The 14,725-nt window shown below is 62.1% G+C and carries 18 protein-coding genes and 1 other annotated feature; all 18 genes read right to left on the bottom strand.

The features are described from left to right. Window positions 1–35 precede the first annotated feature (35 nt). The 18 genes from rplL to ispF all read right to left on the bottom strand — a co-directional run bounded on the left by rplL (window position 36) and on the right by ispF (window position 14,648). The gene (gene rplL, locus C6W55_RS03590) at window positions 36–404 is read right to left on the bottom strand and encodes a 50S ribosomal protein L7/L12 (protein ID WP_015253277.1); all 369 of its coding nucleotides are present in this window, start codon (window positions 402–404) and stop codon (window positions 36–38) included. A gap of 79 nt (window positions 405–483) precedes the next feature. Next, the gene (gene rplJ, locus C6W55_RS03585) at window positions 484–987 is read right to left on the bottom strand and encodes a 50S ribosomal protein L10 (RefSeq protein WP_286891503.1); all 504 of its coding nucleotides are present in this window, start codon (window positions 985–987) and stop codon (window positions 484–486) included. A 54-nt stretch (window positions 988–1,041) separates the two neighbouring features. Further along, window positions 1,042–1,193: a sequence feature (ribosomal protein L10 leader region), on the bottom strand. A gap of 18 nt (window positions 1,194–1,211) precedes the next feature. Then, entirely contained in the window at window positions 1,212–1,904 is a 693-nt protein-coding gene (gene rplA, locus C6W55_RS03580) for a 50S ribosomal protein L1 (RefSeq protein WP_015253275.1), read from the bottom strand. A 241-nt stretch (window positions 1,905–2,145) separates the two neighbouring features. Next, entirely contained in the window at window positions 2,146–2,571 is a 426-nt protein-coding gene (gene rplK, locus C6W55_RS03575) for a 50S ribosomal protein L11 (protein ID WP_213483697.1), read from the bottom strand. A gap of 151 nt (window positions 2,572–2,722) precedes the next feature. Beyond that, on the bottom strand, window positions 2,723–3,256 hold the full coding sequence (gene nusG / locus C6W55_RS03570) for a transcription termination/antitermination protein NusG (RefSeq protein WP_015253273.1): 534 nt from the start codon (window positions 3,254–3,256) through the stop codon (window positions 2,723–2,725). A gap of 26 nt (window positions 3,257–3,282) precedes the next feature. After that, window positions 3,283–3,492 carry a preprotein translocase subunit SecE gene (secE, locus tag C6W55_RS03565; protein WP_015253272.1) on the bottom strand — a complete coding sequence of 70 codons (210 nt, stop codon included), beginning with the start codon at window positions 3,490–3,492 and terminating at the stop codon, window positions 3,283–3,285. An 18-nt stretch (window positions 3,493–3,510) separates the two neighbouring features. Next, complete coding sequence (gene rpmG / locus C6W55_RS03560; RefSeq protein ID WP_015253271.1) at window positions 3,511–3,660, bottom strand: 50S ribosomal protein L33; 150 nt, start codon at window positions 3,658–3,660, stop codon at window positions 3,511–3,513. Between the two features lie 725 nt (window positions 3,661–4,385). Next, entirely contained in the window at window positions 4,386–5,036 is a 651-nt protein-coding gene (sigH, locus tag C6W55_RS03555) for an RNA polymerase sporulation sigma factor SigH (RefSeq protein WP_015253268.1), read from the bottom strand. A gap of 200 nt (window positions 5,037–5,236) precedes the next feature. Further along, entirely contained in the window at window positions 5,237–5,905 is a 669-nt protein-coding gene (locus C6W55_RS03550; protein WP_015253267.1) for a TetR/AcrR family transcriptional regulator, read from the bottom strand. Between the two features lie 50 nt (window positions 5,906–5,955). Then, a complete protein-coding gene (locus C6W55_RS03545; RefSeq protein ID WP_286891502.1) occupies window positions 5,956–6,996 on the bottom strand; it encodes an ABC transporter permease in 1,041 nt (346 codons plus the stop codon). Further along, window positions 6,993–7,727 (bottom strand): ABC transporter ATP-binding protein, encoded by a 735-nt coding sequence (locus C6W55_RS03540; protein WP_015253265.1) that lies wholly within the window; start codon window positions 7,725–7,727, stop codon window positions 6,993–6,995. The genes C6W55_RS03545 and C6W55_RS03540 overlap by 4 nt, the downstream gene beginning before the upstream one ends. Window positions 7,728–7,861: 134 nt before the next feature. Beyond that, window positions 7,862–8,413 carry an NYN domain-containing protein gene (locus C6W55_RS03535; RefSeq protein WP_015253264.1) on the bottom strand — a complete coding sequence of 184 codons (552 nt, stop codon included), beginning with the start codon at window positions 8,411–8,413 and terminating at the stop codon, window positions 7,862–7,864. Window position 8,414: 1 nt separating this feature from the next. After that, a complete protein-coding gene (rlmB, locus tag C6W55_RS03530) occupies window positions 8,415–9,224 on the bottom strand; it encodes a 23S rRNA (guanosine(2251)-2'-O)-methyltransferase RlmB (protein WP_015253263.1) in 810 nt (269 codons plus the stop codon). Continuing rightward, window positions 9,221–9,652, bottom strand: coding sequence for a Mini-ribonuclease 3 (locus C6W55_RS03525; RefSeq protein ID WP_015253262.1), 432 nt, complete (start codon window positions 9,650–9,652; stop codon window positions 9,221–9,223). The genes rlmB and C6W55_RS03525 overlap by 4 nt, the downstream gene beginning before the upstream one ends. Before the next feature lie 32 nt (window positions 9,653–9,684). Then, a complete protein-coding gene (cysS, locus tag C6W55_RS03520; protein ID WP_286891497.1) occupies window positions 9,685–11,133 on the bottom strand; it encodes a cysteine--tRNA ligase in 1,449 nt (482 codons plus the stop codon). Between the two features lies 1 nt (window position 11,134). After that, window positions 11,135–11,869 carry a serine O-acetyltransferase gene (cysE, locus tag C6W55_RS03515; protein ID WP_286891495.1) on the bottom strand — a complete coding sequence of 245 codons (735 nt, stop codon included), beginning with the start codon at window positions 11,867–11,869 and terminating at the stop codon, window positions 11,135–11,137. Window positions 11,870–12,650: 781 nt separating this feature from the next. After that, the gene (gene gltX / locus C6W55_RS03510) at window positions 12,651–14,108 is read right to left on the bottom strand and encodes a glutamate--tRNA ligase (RefSeq protein ID WP_015253259.1); all 1,458 of its coding nucleotides are present in this window, start codon (window positions 14,106–14,108) and stop codon (window positions 12,651–12,653) included. Between the two features lie 57 nt (window positions 14,109–14,165). Next, a complete protein-coding gene (gene ispF, locus C6W55_RS03505; RefSeq protein WP_232427769.1) occupies window positions 14,166–14,648 on the bottom strand; it encodes a 2-C-methyl-D-erythritol 2,4-cyclodiphosphate synthase in 483 nt (160 codons plus the stop codon). Window positions 14,649–14,725 lie beyond the last annotated feature (77 nt).

The raw sequence follows: 14,725 nt of genomic DNA, 5'->3' as shown, positions 1-14,725 counted from the left end.
CCGAAGCCATGCTTCAAGGGGTTCGACACAGACGATTACTTCAGTTCGACGGTAGCGCCAGCTTCTTCGAGCTTCGCCTTGATCGACTCGGCCTCTTCCTTGCTGACCTTCTCTTTCAGCGGCTTCGGAGCGTTGTCGACCAGGTCTTTCGCTTCCTTCAGGCCGAGGCCCGTAACTTCGCGGACAACCTTGATGACATTGATCTTCGATGCGCCGGCGTTTGCCAGGATGACATCGAATTCCGATTGTTCAGCAGCTTCGGCACCGCCGGCTGCGCCGCCTGCAACAACCGCAACCGGAGCTGCGGCCGTTACGCCGAATTCTTCTTCGATCGCTTTTACCAGTTCGTTCAGTTCAAGGACCGTCATGCCCTTGATCGCTTCAAGAATTTGTTCCTTCGACATGGATAACCCTCCATCGAATTTGATTTATTGTGCCGCTTGCCCGGCCGGGCAGCGGATCATGCGCAATGCATCTGTTCGATCAAGCTTCCGCTTCCTTCTTGTCCGCGACCGCCTTGACGGCGAGCGCGAAGTTGCGGATCGGAGCCTGCAGCACGCTGAGCAGCATGGAGAGCAGGCCTTCGCGGGACGGAAGATCCGCCAGCGCCTTGATTTCGTCGAAGCCGACCACGCGGCCTTCGACGACGCCGCCCTTGATCTTGAGCGCTTCGTTCTGCTTCGCGAACTCGCTCAGAATCTTGGCCGGAGCCACGACATCGTCCTTGCCGAACGCAACGGCCGTCGGACCGGTGAGCACCGAATCCAGTTCCGTCAGCTCGGCGTTCGCCGTTGCGCGGCGGATGAGGGTGTTCTTCAGCACCCGGAATTCGATGCCCGCTTCGCGCAGCTTGCGGCGCAGTTCCGTCACCTGCGCGACGTTCAGGCCGCGATAGTCGGTGATCACCGTTGCCGCGCTTTCGCGAAGTTTCGTCGTGATTTCGTCAACGATCTGCTGCTTCTCCTGGATGATCCTGGCGTTTGCCATGATGGACACCTCCCGTGCATAGAGTCGCGCATCCGTAACCCGTCGGCCTCAGTACCCGATGCATGAACATGGCCTCCGCAGACAGCGGAGGCCATGACTCGCGCCGCCGGTTCCGAACGGTCCGGCGATCGCGTCTATTCATAGCACCTCGGTAGGACATTAAGCCTTGCGGCACCTACTGTCTACGGTACGCATATTCGATTTGGATGTGCGCCTTTCGAGAATCAACGATAGGCCGCCGTATTGACGGTAACGCTCGGACCCATCGTGGAAGAGATCGCGATCTTCTTCAGATAGACCCCTTTGGCCGCCGCCGGTTTCGCGCGGTTCAGCGCTTCGATGAGCGCCCGCAGGTTCTCTTCCAGCTTCTCGGCTTCGAACGACACCTTGCCGATCGGCGCGTGGATTTGACCCGCGCGGTCGAGACGGTATTCGATCTTGCCGGCCTTGATCTCCTGCACGGCTTTCGCCACGTCGAACGTGACCGTGCCGGCCTTCGGGTTCGGCATGAGCCCTTTGCCGCCGAGAATCCGGCCGAGCTTGCCGACTTCAGCCATCATGTCGGGCGTCGCCACGCAGACGTCGAAGTCGAACCAGCCTTGCTGGATCTTGTTGATCAGGTCGGAATCGCCGACGTAATCGGCGCCCGCTGCTTCAGCTTCTTTCGCTTTTTCGCCTTTGGCGAATACGAGCACGCGCTTCGTCTTGCCCGTGCCGTGCGGCAGGACGACGACACCGCGCACCGCCTGGTCTTGCTTCTTCGGATCAACGCCGAGACGAACGGCAACTTCAACCGATTCGTCGAACTTGGCGGTTGCCGCTTTCTTCACAAGCTCCACCGCCTGGCGCGGTTCATAAACCGCGTCGCGGTCGATCAGCTTGGCGGCTTCCTGATATTTCTTGCCGCGCTTTGCCATGTTGCTCTCCTCCTTGTGTGGTTGTAGCGGACAATCCCCTTGCGGGCATCCTCCCACTTAAGCGGATGCGAAGCATCCGCGAAAGTGAACGCGGAGCGTTCACCGAAGCAGTCGCGGAGCGACTGCGGGACCAAAGTGAACGCGGAGCGTTCACCGAAGCAGTCGCGGAGCGACTGCGGGACCAAAGTGAACGCGGAGCGTTCACCGAAGCAGTCGCGGAGCGACTGCGGAACCAAACCCATCAGTCTTCTACAACAATGCCCATGGAACGAGCCGTTCCTTCGACCATCCGCATCGCAGCTTCGACGGAAGCCGCGTTCAGGTCGGGCATCTTCTGCTCGGCGATTTCGCGAACTTTGCTGCGCTTGATCGTGGCGACCTTGCGCTTGTTCGGTTCGCCGGAGCCTTTCTCAACGCCTGCCGCGATGCGAAGCAGCACCGCTGCCGGCGGCGTCTTCGTCTCGAACGTGAACGAACGGTCTTCGAACACGGTAAGGACGACCGGAATGATCAGACCAGCCTGGTCAGCCGTGCGGGCGTTGAACTCTTTGCAGAATTGCATGATGTTCACGCCGGCCTGACCGAGCGCGGGACCGATCGGCGGCGCCGGATTGGCCTTGCCCGCAGGAACCTGCAGCTTCACAACCTTGATGACTTTCTTTGCCATTTTGCAACACCTCCTGCCCCTGGAATGTGGTCAGACGGACCGCTTCCCACGCATCGGACGCCGGCTTCGCAAACAGCCGCGCCGGACGCATGTTGCCGCAGCCCTCCCACCGCCGCGCGCAAGGCGCGCGCGGACGCCGGAAACCGGATAATTATATTTTTTCCACCTGAGTATAATCGAGCTCAAGCGGGGTTTCCCTTCCGAACATATTGACGTGGACTTTCAGCTTGTTCTTGTCGAACAAGATTTCCTCCACCGTGCCGATGAAATCGGTGAAAGGCCCGTATTTGACGCGGACGGTGTCCTTCAGCTCGAATTCCATCTTCGGTTTCGGCTCTTCCATGCCCATATGTCTCAGGATCTGATCGACTTCTTCCGGCATGAGCGGCGTAGGCTTCGATCCCGATCCGGTCGATCCGACGAACCCCGTCACGCCCGGCGTGTTGCGGACGACATACCAGGAATCGTCGGTCTGAATCATCTCGACGAGGACATAGCCCGGATACACCTTGCGCTGAACGGTCTTCTTCTTTCCGTCCTTGGTGACCACTTCTTCCTCGGTCGGGACGAGCACGCGGAAAATTTTGTCCTGCATGCCCATCGATTCGACCCGCTTCTCGAGATTCGTTTTCACCTTGTTCTCATACCCGGAGTACGTATGGACAACATACCATCGTTTCTCCATATCCAGGCCACCTTCGGATTCGTTCATCAAACGATCAGTTCGAGCAGCTCGGAGATGATGATGTCCAGTACCCAGAAGTAGATCGTCACGAAGATAATCGCCACAAACACGACGATCGAGTAGCTCGTCAGCTCCTTGCGGTTGGGCCAGCGGACTTTCTTCAGTTCGTTCCAGCTGTCGGAGAAAAAGGCGATCGTCGAACCGAAGCCCTGTTTCATTCTCGCCAGGAAGGTCACGTCAATACCTCCAGTGCCTTATCTCGTCTCGCGGTGAGGCGTGTGCTCGTTGCAGAACTTGCAGAACTTCCTCAATTCGATGCGGTCGGGGGTCGTCCGCTTGTTCTTGGTCGTCGTGTAATTCCGTTGTTTGCAATTCGTGCAAGCCAGCGTAATGATCACCCGCATGTGAAGTACACCTCCCGAACATGAAAATGCCGTGTGCAGCATTCCGGCGAACCGCCGGGATCAGTTGCCCGGGCGACACGGTCTGCCGTCCCGTGTACGGCAAGGCCGGTCACAGGATAAAGCGCAAAAAAAATAAACCGTTCGCAATATATGGGGCTACCTAAACCACTTTAGCATAACGGATGTCCCGTGTCAACGCACAATGTGCGGGTGCTTTCCGCAGCGAGCCGCGCCAATGTTTCCCGTTTCAACCATTATGAACAAAAAAGGCCCCCTCCATACCCTTCCTTCGACCGATTCTCGCCCGCAGCGCCGCACACCGGTGCTGCATACCCGTCCTCGAGTCCTCACGTCCGGAACATACCCCCGTCCGAACCTCGCCGATAAGCAAAAACGCCGACAACGCATTCCTCGTCATCGACATGATCACGATCACGAATGGAATTTGGTGCATTTTTGCGCTACATTGGGCGGTACCGGCGTATGGCGCGCGAATCCGGTGCATTTTTGCACTATATTGGGTCCAATTCCGTCGGTGCATCGAAATCCGCATCCGGAAGCCGCCGGCCGTCCCGACTTCGCATCGCCGCCAGGCATCCGCCACCGGCATCCCTCTCCGGCATCCGTCACCGACATCCGACGCCCCGGCTTTCGCCATCGCCGTGCGTTTTCCAGTGTTAGCGCTTCCGAATCGCCGGGCGCCTTTGCCAGGCCGTTTTGCGCCCTTATCCGCCGACGTTCCGGATTTCCAGGTAGCGCTCGAGCTTGCGCTTGACGCGCTGCAGCGCGTTGTCGATCGACTTCACGTGCCGGTCCAGATCGACCGCAATCTCCTGGTAGGACCGGCCGTCCAGATAGAGCATGAGCACCTGGCGCTCGAGATCGCTCAGAATCTCGGCCATCTTGTCCTCCAGCCCGACGAACTCTTCCTGGTTGATGATCAGTTCTTCGGGATCGGATACGCGCGATCCGCTCAGAACATCCATCAGCGTCCGGTCGGAATCCTCGTCGTAGATGGGCTTGTCCAGCGAAATGTAGGAGTTCAGCGGGATATGTTTCTGCCGGGTGGCCGTCTTGATGGCGGTGATGATCTGCCGCGTGATGCACAGCTCGGCGAACGCCTTGAACGACGCGAGCTTGTCGCCCTTGAAGTCGCGGATCGACTTGTAGAGGCCGATCATGCCTTCCTGGACGATGTCTTCGCGGTCCGCGCCGATCAGGAAATACGACCTGGCCTTGGCCCGGACAAAATTCTTGTATTTGTTGATCAGGTACTCCAGCGCATCGCTGTCGCCTTCGCGCACCGCCTCGACAATGTCTTCGTCCGATCTCGATTCATATTCACGCATACGCGCTGCTTTGAGGTCGACGCCCACGAACTATCCCTCCGGCCTGCAAGACGTGTACGCAACCGAGCCCGCACGAAGCGGCGCAATAATAGATTCAGTATAAAGGATGATCTTTTGGAGCGTCAACAAGGGCGGGCCGGCATTTATTGTAACAATGGGATCATGCCGGAAACGGACGCCGCGCCATTCCCTGCCGCTGATTCCAGGTTTTGGAATGCTCGTTCTCGTCAAGAAGGCCTTCCGGCGATGCCGTGCAGGAGAATGTCCACCGTCCGCTCGATCTCTTCTTCCTCGTCGAACGGAAAATCCGGCGCCAGGAAGACGTGGAACACGATCATGCCGACGAACTGGCTGACGGTCGACCGGATGACGCGCCACGGCGGTATCTCCTTCAGCACGCCCTGCGCCTGGAAGTGCAGAATGGCCTTCTCGACCCGCGTGACGACGATATGGGTGAACAGCTCCTTGACCTGCGCGAGCAGCTCCGGCTGAAACGGCACCTCGTGGACCAGAATCTTGATCAGTTTCATGTTCTTGCGGGCGAATTCCAGCCGGTCCCGCAAGATCGCGCGCAAGAAATCTTCGACCCGGTCGTACGGAAGTTCCAGCAGCCTGGCGAAATCGCGCATGAGGAACGGCGCGAACAGCTTGGCCGCGACCGGACCGGCGATCGACAGCAGCAGGTCTTTCTTTGTCTTGTAATGACGAAAGATCGTCCCTTCCGCGACGCCGGCCCGCTGCGCGATCTCGCTCGTGGAAGCGGCGGCGAACCCCTTCTCCGAGAAAACCTCCACGGCCGCCTCGATGATCCGGATCTGCTTCTCGGTTTTCTTCCCGTCATCGTCTTCGAGCCGGCGGAGCAAGTCGACCAGCCATTGTTCCTTCTCGTCTGTCATGGCGGCTCTCTCCTCGCTCCTCTCGGAAAATCGTCTGCCACCTCAGGTTACTATATTTTCCGATGCTTGCGCAATGCGAGCACGTTGGCCGCCATGAAGACGAGCGCAAGCCCGAGCAGGACGAAGACTTCGCGCGCGATAGCGCTCCAGCCTTCGCCGCGGATCATGACGTCCCGCAGCGCGTCCGCGCCGTATTTCAGCGGCGTCACGTGCGACAGCCAGCGAAGCCACGGGGATATGCTCTCCAGATCGAACAGGCCGGAGAAAAACACTTGCGGCACGATGACGAGCGGAATGAACTGGATCATCTGGAACTCCGTATCGGCGAACGCGGACAGGAATGTGCCGAGGCTCAGTGCGGTCAGCGACAGAAGCAGCATGATCAGGAGCACGTACCCGAACGATCCGACCATAAGGCTCCCGAGCGCACCGACGGCATAGCCCGCGATCAGCACGGCCTGCAGGCTTGTGAAAATGCCGAAGCCCGCCGTATAGCCGGCCACGATCTCCCAGCGGCGCAGCGGCGTGGCGAGCAGACGCTCCAGCGTGCCGCTGGTCCGCTCCCGCAGGAAGGATACGCCCGCGATCAGAAAAACGAAGAAAAACGCGAACAAGCCGATCAATACGGGGCTGAGGCTGTCGAAGGCCGACATGTCCGGTCCGCCGTGCAGATATTCAAAGGCAGGCAAGGTGACGGCGACCGCCCGGCTCTGCAAGACGGCGAGATCCTGCATGGCCGCCTGTATCACCGCCATGGCGGCGCGGTTCTTCGACGGATCGCTGCCCTCCAGCTTCACCCGGGGCGCGCCGGCATCCATCCGGACGATCGCGTCGATCTCCCGGCCGGCAAGCGCTTTCTCGGCGTCTTCCGCGCTGCCATACACCGTCACTTCGGCATGGTGTTCGCCGAGATGCTGCGTGATCGGGTCCGGCACCTGGACGACGCCGATTTTCGGCTGATACGTATCGCCGTCGAAAACAAGATAAATCAGCGACAGCACGGCCAGGGGGACGATGATCAACAGCGCCAGCGTCCGCTTGTCATGGATGAACTGGCGGATGATCCGGACGATCAGGGCGCGGATTCTCATGCGCGGACACCCCCGTAATGGAGAAAAGCTTCCTCGATGGACGCGGTTCCCGACTCAGCCTTGAGCTCCTCCAGCGTGCCCGTGGCGATCAGACGGCCGTCGCGGAGCATGCCGAGCCGGTGACATTTCTCGGCCTCGTCCATGACGTGCGTCGTGGCGAGCACCGTCGTGCCCCACCGGCTCAAATTTTGCAGTTCGTCCCAGATTGACTTGCGCAGCACGGGGTCGATGCCGACGGTCGGCTCGTCGAGGATGAGCACCTCCGGCTCGTGCAGCAGCGCGATGGCCAGCGACAGGCGACGCTTCATGCCGCCCGAGTACGCGCTGACGGGGCGGTTCAGGTGCGCGGTCAGGTCCACCAGTTCCATCGCTTCCCGCATGCGCGTCTTCAGCCTGCCGCCGCGCAGGCCGTACAGCGATCCGAAGAACGCGAGGTTCTCCCGGGCGGTCAGCTCCGCATACAATGCATCGGACTGCGCCATGTATCCGATCCGGCTCAACATTTCCAGCTTCGGCATGCGGATGCCGAGCACGTCGATCTCGCCGCCGGTCGCCTTGTCGATGCCGGCCAGCATCTTGACCAGGGTCGTCTTGCCCGAGCCGGAAGGACCGAGCAAGCCGAAAATCTCGCCGGAGCGGACCGTCAGCGTAATGCCGTGAAGCACTTCCTTGTCGCCGAACTTGCGGGTGACGCCGCGGACCGAGATGCACGCGGCCTGTTCGCGGGACATGGCAACCCCTCCCGTTACAAGAGTGAGTAATCACTCACTATTCCTTGAATCCAGTATAAACCTGGCTTCCTCTGTCAGTCAAGTGAGTACTCACTCATTTTTGGGGTTAAAAAAAGCCGGACCGGCGGCAGAATTTACGCTTTGTCCGCATCGTCCGAATCGATGCCGCCGCGCCGCATCCGCTCCAACTTGGTGCGGATGTCCAGATCCAGCAGGCTGTCCAGCGGATTGCGCTTTACCGGCGGCGTCCGGCGGAGGGCGTCGCCGATGAATTTGCGGTTCTGCTCGATCTCGATCAGCAATTCGCGGGCCGAAATGCGCAGCGCGCCCTTGCCGAAAGCGACATGCTGCTCCACGAGGTCGGAGGTTGCGACATAGATGTGCCGCCCCCGTCCCGACAGTTCGCCGACGAGACGCTCGATGCATTCGTCCGCGGTCTCGTTTTCCTTCGTATAGATGACGGTCAGCTTCTGCTGCTTGTAAGTCCGGCCGAGACCGGGCACCTGGTGCGCGTCAAAAATGACGTACACCCGCGTGCCGGAGTAACCCTGATATTCGGCGAGCAGATCCAGCAGCCGGTCGCGCGCTTCCTCGAAGTCGCGTTCCTTCAGCCTTTCCAGTTCGGGCCATGCGCCGATCATGTTGTAGCCGTCGACCAGGAGCACGACTTCCCGACCCGCGGACATGTCAGCCGTCCCGCTCCGGAGACAGACCGCTGCCTCCGGCTGCTTCCAGCGCGGCGTTCCGCTGTCGGACGGCTTCATACAGCAGGACGCCCGCGGCGACGGAGGCGTTCAGTGAATTGATCCTGCCGAACATCGGCAGTTTGACGAGAAAATCGCATTTGTCCCGGATGAGCCGGCCGATGCCGCGTCCTTCGCTGCCGATCACAATGGCCAGCGGCAGCGTCAGGTCCGCGCGGTAGACGTCGTCCCGCGCGCCCGCGTCGGCGCCGGCGATCCAGAGGCCGCGCTCCTTCAGCCGGTCGATCGTCTGCGCCAGGTTCGTAACCCGGGCGACGGGCACGAACTCGGCCGCGCCGGCCGACGCCTTGTACACGGCGGCCGTAAGGCCCGCCGAGCGCCGCTTCGGAATGACGACGCCGTGCGCGCCCGCGCATTCGGCCGTGCGCAGAATCGAACCGAGGTTGTGCGGATCCTCGATCTCGTCCAGCAGCAGAAGGAGCGGCGGCTCCCCCTTCGCCTCGGCCGCTTCGAGCAGCTCGTCCAGCTCCGCGTAGCGGTGGGCCGCCGCCTGCGCGGCGACGCCCTGGTGGGCGATCCCCTGCGCGAGCTGATCGAGCCGGCGCCGGTCCACCGTCTGGATGACGATGCCGCGCCGGCGCGCTTCCGCCTCGATCGGCTGGATCAGCGCGCGCTGGACGCCTTCGGCGATCCAGATTTTGTGGATCTCCCGGCCGGCCTTGAGCGCCTCCAGCACCGGATGCCTGCCGGCGATGATTTCATCTTGATGCTTGCTGTCTTCCCGACCGGTCATCGGTCATCCTCCTTGCGATGAACTGCGGCATCCGCGCCCGCGGACGGCTCGCCCAATTCCGTCAGGCGCAAGAGCTCCGCCATGCGGTCGAACTTTCCCGCATAATACAGCCAGCCGAACAGGCACTCCAGCGCCGTCGCATGCCGGTAATCGCGGATGTCCGCGCCCTTGGGCGGCGCGCCGGACTTCGCGTTGCGTCCCCGGCGGACGATCTCGGCTTCCTCCTCCGTCAGGTGCGGCTGCAGCTTCTCGAGCAGCGCGCGCTGCGCCTTCGCGGAGACGAACCGGACGGCGCCGCGGTGCAGCTCATCCGGCTTGTGGTTCGGCCTGGCCGCCAGATGCTGGCGCACCAGCAATTCGAACACGGCGTCGCCGACATAGGCGAGCACCACGGGATTCATGAGGTTCAGCGGCTTGGCCGGCGGCATGACCGGCCATGCTCCGGACTTCGTCATACCGTTCATTTGCGGCGCCAGCGCACGCCTTGCGGCGTGTCCTCGAGAAGGATGCCCCGATTCGCCAGCAGATCGCGGATCTCGTCCGCGCGCGCCCAGTTCTTGTTCCGCCGCGCCTCCGTCCGCTCCGCGATCAGCCGCTCGATCTCCTCGTCCTCCAGCTGCGCGGCATCCGCCGGCGGCAGGAAGCCGAGCACCCGATCCATCGCCTCCATCTCGTCGAGCAGCACCCGGATGACGGCGCCCGACAGCACTTCCCGCTTGAGTGCCTGATTCGCCTCGCTGACCAGGTCGAACAGCGCGGTCACCGCGTCCGGCGTGTTGAAATCGTCGCTCATCTTCTCATGGAAACGGGCGCGGATCTCCGCGATCCGCTGATCGAGCTCCGGCTCGCCGGTCGATCCGGACGCGCGCGCCTGCTCCGCTTCGGCGGCGCCGCGGCTGCCGAGGGCGGCCAGCCGGTGGTTCAAATTCACATGGCAGTTCACGATCCGCTCGATGCTGTTCTCGGCCTGCCGGATCGTCTCGTCGGTGAAGTTGAGCGGGCTCCGGTAGTGCGTCGACAGCATGAAATAGCGCACCGCCGCCGGCTTCGTCCGCTTGAGCAGTTCCTTCACCGTAATGCCGTTGCCGAGCGACTTCGACATTTTCTCATTGTTGATGTGGATGTAGCCGTTGTGCATCCAGTACCGTGCCAGCGGCTTGCCGGTGAACGACTCTGATTGCGCGACTTCGCACTCGTGATGCGGGAACTGCAGGTCGTGGCCGCCGCCGTGGATGTCGAGCGTGTCGCCCGCATACTCCCGCGCCATCGCCGAGCATTCGATGTGCCAGCCGGGACGTCCCGGCCCCCACGGGCTTTCCCAGAAAATTTCCCCCGGCTTCGCCGCCTTCCACAGCGCGAAATCCTGCGGATTCTCCTTCTTCTCGCCGACCTCGATCCGGATGCCGTACTGCAGCTCCTCCGGATTCTGGTGCGAGAGCTTGCCGTATTCCGGGAATTTCAGCGTGCGGAAATAGACGTCGCCGCCGCTTTCATACGCATATCCGCGTTCGACAAGCCCCTGGATGAACGCAATGATCTGGGGAATATGGTGCATGACGCGCGGGTTGACCGTCGCCTTCCGCACGCCGAGCGCCTCGATGTCCTCGTTGAACGCCGCGATGTACTTCTCCGCCACCTCCGGCACCGTCGAACCGGTGTCCGCGGCTTTGCGGATCAACTTGTCGTCGACGTCCGTGAAGTTCATGATATAGTTCACTTCGTAGCCGACCGCTTCCAGATAGCGCCGCACCACGTCAAAGAAGATTGCCGGCCGCGCGTTGCCGATGTGGATGTAGTCGTAGACGGTCGGTCCGCATACGTACATGTTTACTTTGCCCGGCGTCAGCGGGACGAACACTTCTTTCTCCCGCGACATCGTGTTGTAAATTCTGATTTGGCCGTCTGCCATGTCACGCGTCTCCTCCGGTCGTGATCTTGAGCTTGTGCATGTCCGCCTCGTCCCGCTCCGGCGCGGTTTCCGCGGCTTGCGCCCGCGTCTGACGGTCTGCCGCTTCCCGCTTCAACGTTTCCAGCTCTCCCCGAAGCTCCTCGATCTCCCGCTGCATGCTGCGGAACATCTCCATGATCGGGTCCGGAATTTTCGTATGGTCAAGCCGGTCGACCCGGCGGCCGTTGCTCCGGACGATCCGTCCGGGGATGCCGACGACCGTGCTGTTCGGCGGAACTTCCCTCACGACGACCGAGTTCGCGCCGATATTCGAGTTGTCGCCGACCTTGAACGAGCCGAGCACTTTCGCCCCCGAGCCGATGACGACGTTGTTGCCGATCGTCGGATGGCGCTTGCCTTTCTCCTTGCCCGTGCCGCCGAGCGTGACGCCTTGATAGATGACCACGTCGTCGCCGATCTCGCACGTTTCGCCGATGACGACGCCCATCCCGTGGTCGATGAACAGCCGGTTGCCGATTTTCGCGCCGGGGTGGATTTCGATTCCGGTCATGAACCGGCTGAACTGCGAGATGATGCGCGCAAGCGTGTAGAACTTCCGCTTGTACAACGCATGCGCCATCCGGTGGAACCAGATGGCATGCAGTCCGGAATATGTGAAGACGACTTCGAACCAGCTGCGCGCCGCGGGATCGTTATCGAATACCGCCTGAATGTCCGACCTCAGCCGACGAAACATCCTTCCCACCCCCTGAAAAACGAGTTCGCATACACCGCCCGTTCCGCGCATCGCGCCCGACGACCCGCCGGTCTTTCACGCCAAAAAGCCTCTGCAGCCGAAGCTGCAGAGGCACGGTCGATGCGGTTCCACTCTGCCTGGGACCCCCCTCCTCCGTTCGCTGGAGGCGAACGGTGTGGTGACACGGTCGGTTCCCGTCTCTTGCGCGTGTAACGGCGCGACCCGCCGCCGCCTACTGCCGCCGGCACTTCAGGCCGCGGGTTCGGGGCGAAGCTCCCAGGCGCATGTTCGGTTCCGCGGAATGGACAACTTCCAGCCGGCAGGCGCGGGCTTTCAGCCGCTCGCATGCCGGTTGTCCTCTCTGCGATTCCTGCCGGAACGTACTTCTCCTGTTCAACGCTTGTCGTCTGTATCGCTAGTCTGTCTGCTCCCTCCGCACCTGCCGCGCATGGACGGGAGCACGTCTGACTGTAGTATAACTTGCGGTGCGCAATCTTGCAATCCGCCGGGTTGGCCGTCATTCCGCCGGCCGCGCAGTGCAAAAATGCACCATATTTCGCCGCTTTTTCGGGATTTGGGCGAATGTAGTGCATTTTTGCACTATGTCGGACGACCGGCGGAGCGCTGCATCGGGCTCATCCGAACCGTCAGCCAGGCCCGAATCCGGTTCACCCGCCTGCATCAACCCAAGCCGCTGCTGCAGGCGCGCACGGCCGTCAACCGGCACGTCAGCCCGGCATGCCGGCCCGAAACCTCGGCCCGGAGCTTTCAGCCCGGCGCGTCAACCCAGCCGCTGCTGCAGGCGCTGCACCGCTTTCTCCCGGCCGAGCAGTACGATCGTCTCGTTCAGGTCCGAACCGTGCGTCTGGCCCGTCAAGGCCGCGCGGATCGGCATGAACAGCTGCTTGCCCTTGAATCCCGTCGCCTGCTGCACGCCCTTGATGAGCGCCTTGACGCTGTCCGCCGTCCATTCGTCCGCGGAGCGGAGCGCGTCCAGGAACGCGCGCAGCACCGTCGGCACATGCTCCTCGCGCAGCACCTCGGCCGCCTCCGGCTCGTCCGCGAGGTCATCGCGGAAGAACACCTCGGCGAGCGGCACGATATCCGCCGCGCTGCGCAGCTTCTCCTGGACGAGCGCCACGAGCCGCTTCGTCCACTCCAGCTGCGCCTGATCCGGCTCCGCCGGCAGGAAACCCGCCGCCTGCAGATGCGGCACGCAAAGCGCCGCGATCCGGTCCGCGTCGGCCCGCTTGATGTAGTCGTTGTTCATCCACGCCAGCTTCTGCGTGTCGAACACGGCCGGGCTCTTGCTGAGCCGCGCCGGCGTGAAGATCTTCGTCAGCTCTTCCCGGGTGAAGATCTCCTGCTCGCCCTCCGGCGACCAGCCGAGCAGCGCGATGAAATTGAACAGCGCTTCCGGCAGATAGCCGAGCTTGTCGTACTGCTCAATGAATTGGATGATCGACTCGTCGCGCTTGCTCAGCTTCTTCCGCTGCTCGTTCACGATCAGCGTCATATGGCCGAACACCGGCGGCTCCCAGCCGAACGCTTCATAGATCATGAGCTGGCGCGGCGTGTTCGAGATGTGATCCTCGCCGCGCAGCACATGGCTGATCTTCATCCCGTGGTCGTCGGCGACAACCGCGAAGTTGTAGGTCGGGATGCCGTCTTTTTTCACGATGACGAAATCGCCGAAGCCTTCGGACTCGAACGAAATCTCGCCCTTCACCATATCGTTCCAGGCGTACGTTTTCCCTTCCGGCACCCGGAAACGGACGCTCGCCTCGCGGCCTTCCGCTTCCAGAGCCGCGCGCTCCGCGTCGGTCAGGTGCCGGCATCTGCCGGAATAACGCGGCGTCTCGCCGCGGGCCGCCTGCTCTTCGCGCTCCCGCTCCAGCTCTTCCTCCGTGCAGTAGCACTTGTAGGCGAGGCCGCGCTTCATCAGGTCGTCCGTCAGCTCCCGGTAGTAGTCCAGCCGCTCCGTCTGCCGGTACGGACCGTACGGCCCGCCGACATCGGGGCCTTCATCCCAATCGACGCCGAGCCAGCGCAAATATTGCAGCTGGTTCTGCTCGCCGCCTTCGACGTTGCGTTTCGTGTCGGTGTCTTCGATCCGGATGATGAATTTTCCGCCCGCGCTGCGCGCGAACAGATAGTTGAACAGCGCCGTTCTCGCGTTGCCGATGTGCAGATGCCCCGTCGGCGACGGCGCATAACGGACGCGGACTTCGCTTGTCATGCCCGGCATCCCCTTTCCGCTGTCAGTCATGATCAAATTCGAGGCTGCATCGCCCCTCTAAGCCTGCTTCACCAGACATACGGCTGCCTGTGCCGCAATGCCCTCTTCCCGGCCCGTGAAACCGAGCCGCTCCGTCGTCGTCGCCTTCACATTCACCTGCGACGGCTCGTCCGCTTCCAGCACGCGCGCGATGGTCTGCGCCATCTGCGGAATGTAAGGCGCCATCTTCGGCCGCTGCGCGATGATCGTCGCATCGACGTTGCCGAGCCTGTAGCCCCGCTCCTTCGCGAGCGACCATACGTGTTCGAGCAGCTTCACGCTGTCGGCGTCCTTGTACGCCGGATCGGTGTCGGGAAAATGTTTCCCGATATCCCCGAGTCCCAGCGCGCCGAGCACCGCGTCCGCAATCGCATGCAGCAGCACGTCGGCGTCCGAATGGCCGAGCAGCCCGCGCTCATGGGGAATCGTCACCCCGCCGACGATGAGCGGCCGCCCTTCCGCGAACGCATGCACGTCAAAACCTTGTCCGACCCGGATCATGTTGCCCGCTCCTTTGGTGTTGCCGCCGTTGTCCGCGTCCGGAGGCGTGCCGGCCGCCCCCGGCCGGCCGATCCGCA

Origin of the sequence: Thermobacillus sp., assembly GCF_003390775.1 — a bacterium.
GTDB classification, from domain to species: domain Bacteria; phylum Bacillota; class Bacilli; order Paenibacillales; family Paenibacillaceae; genus Thermobacillus; species Thermobacillus xylanilyticus.
This window is presented reverse-complemented; position numbering and strand designations above follow the sequence as displayed.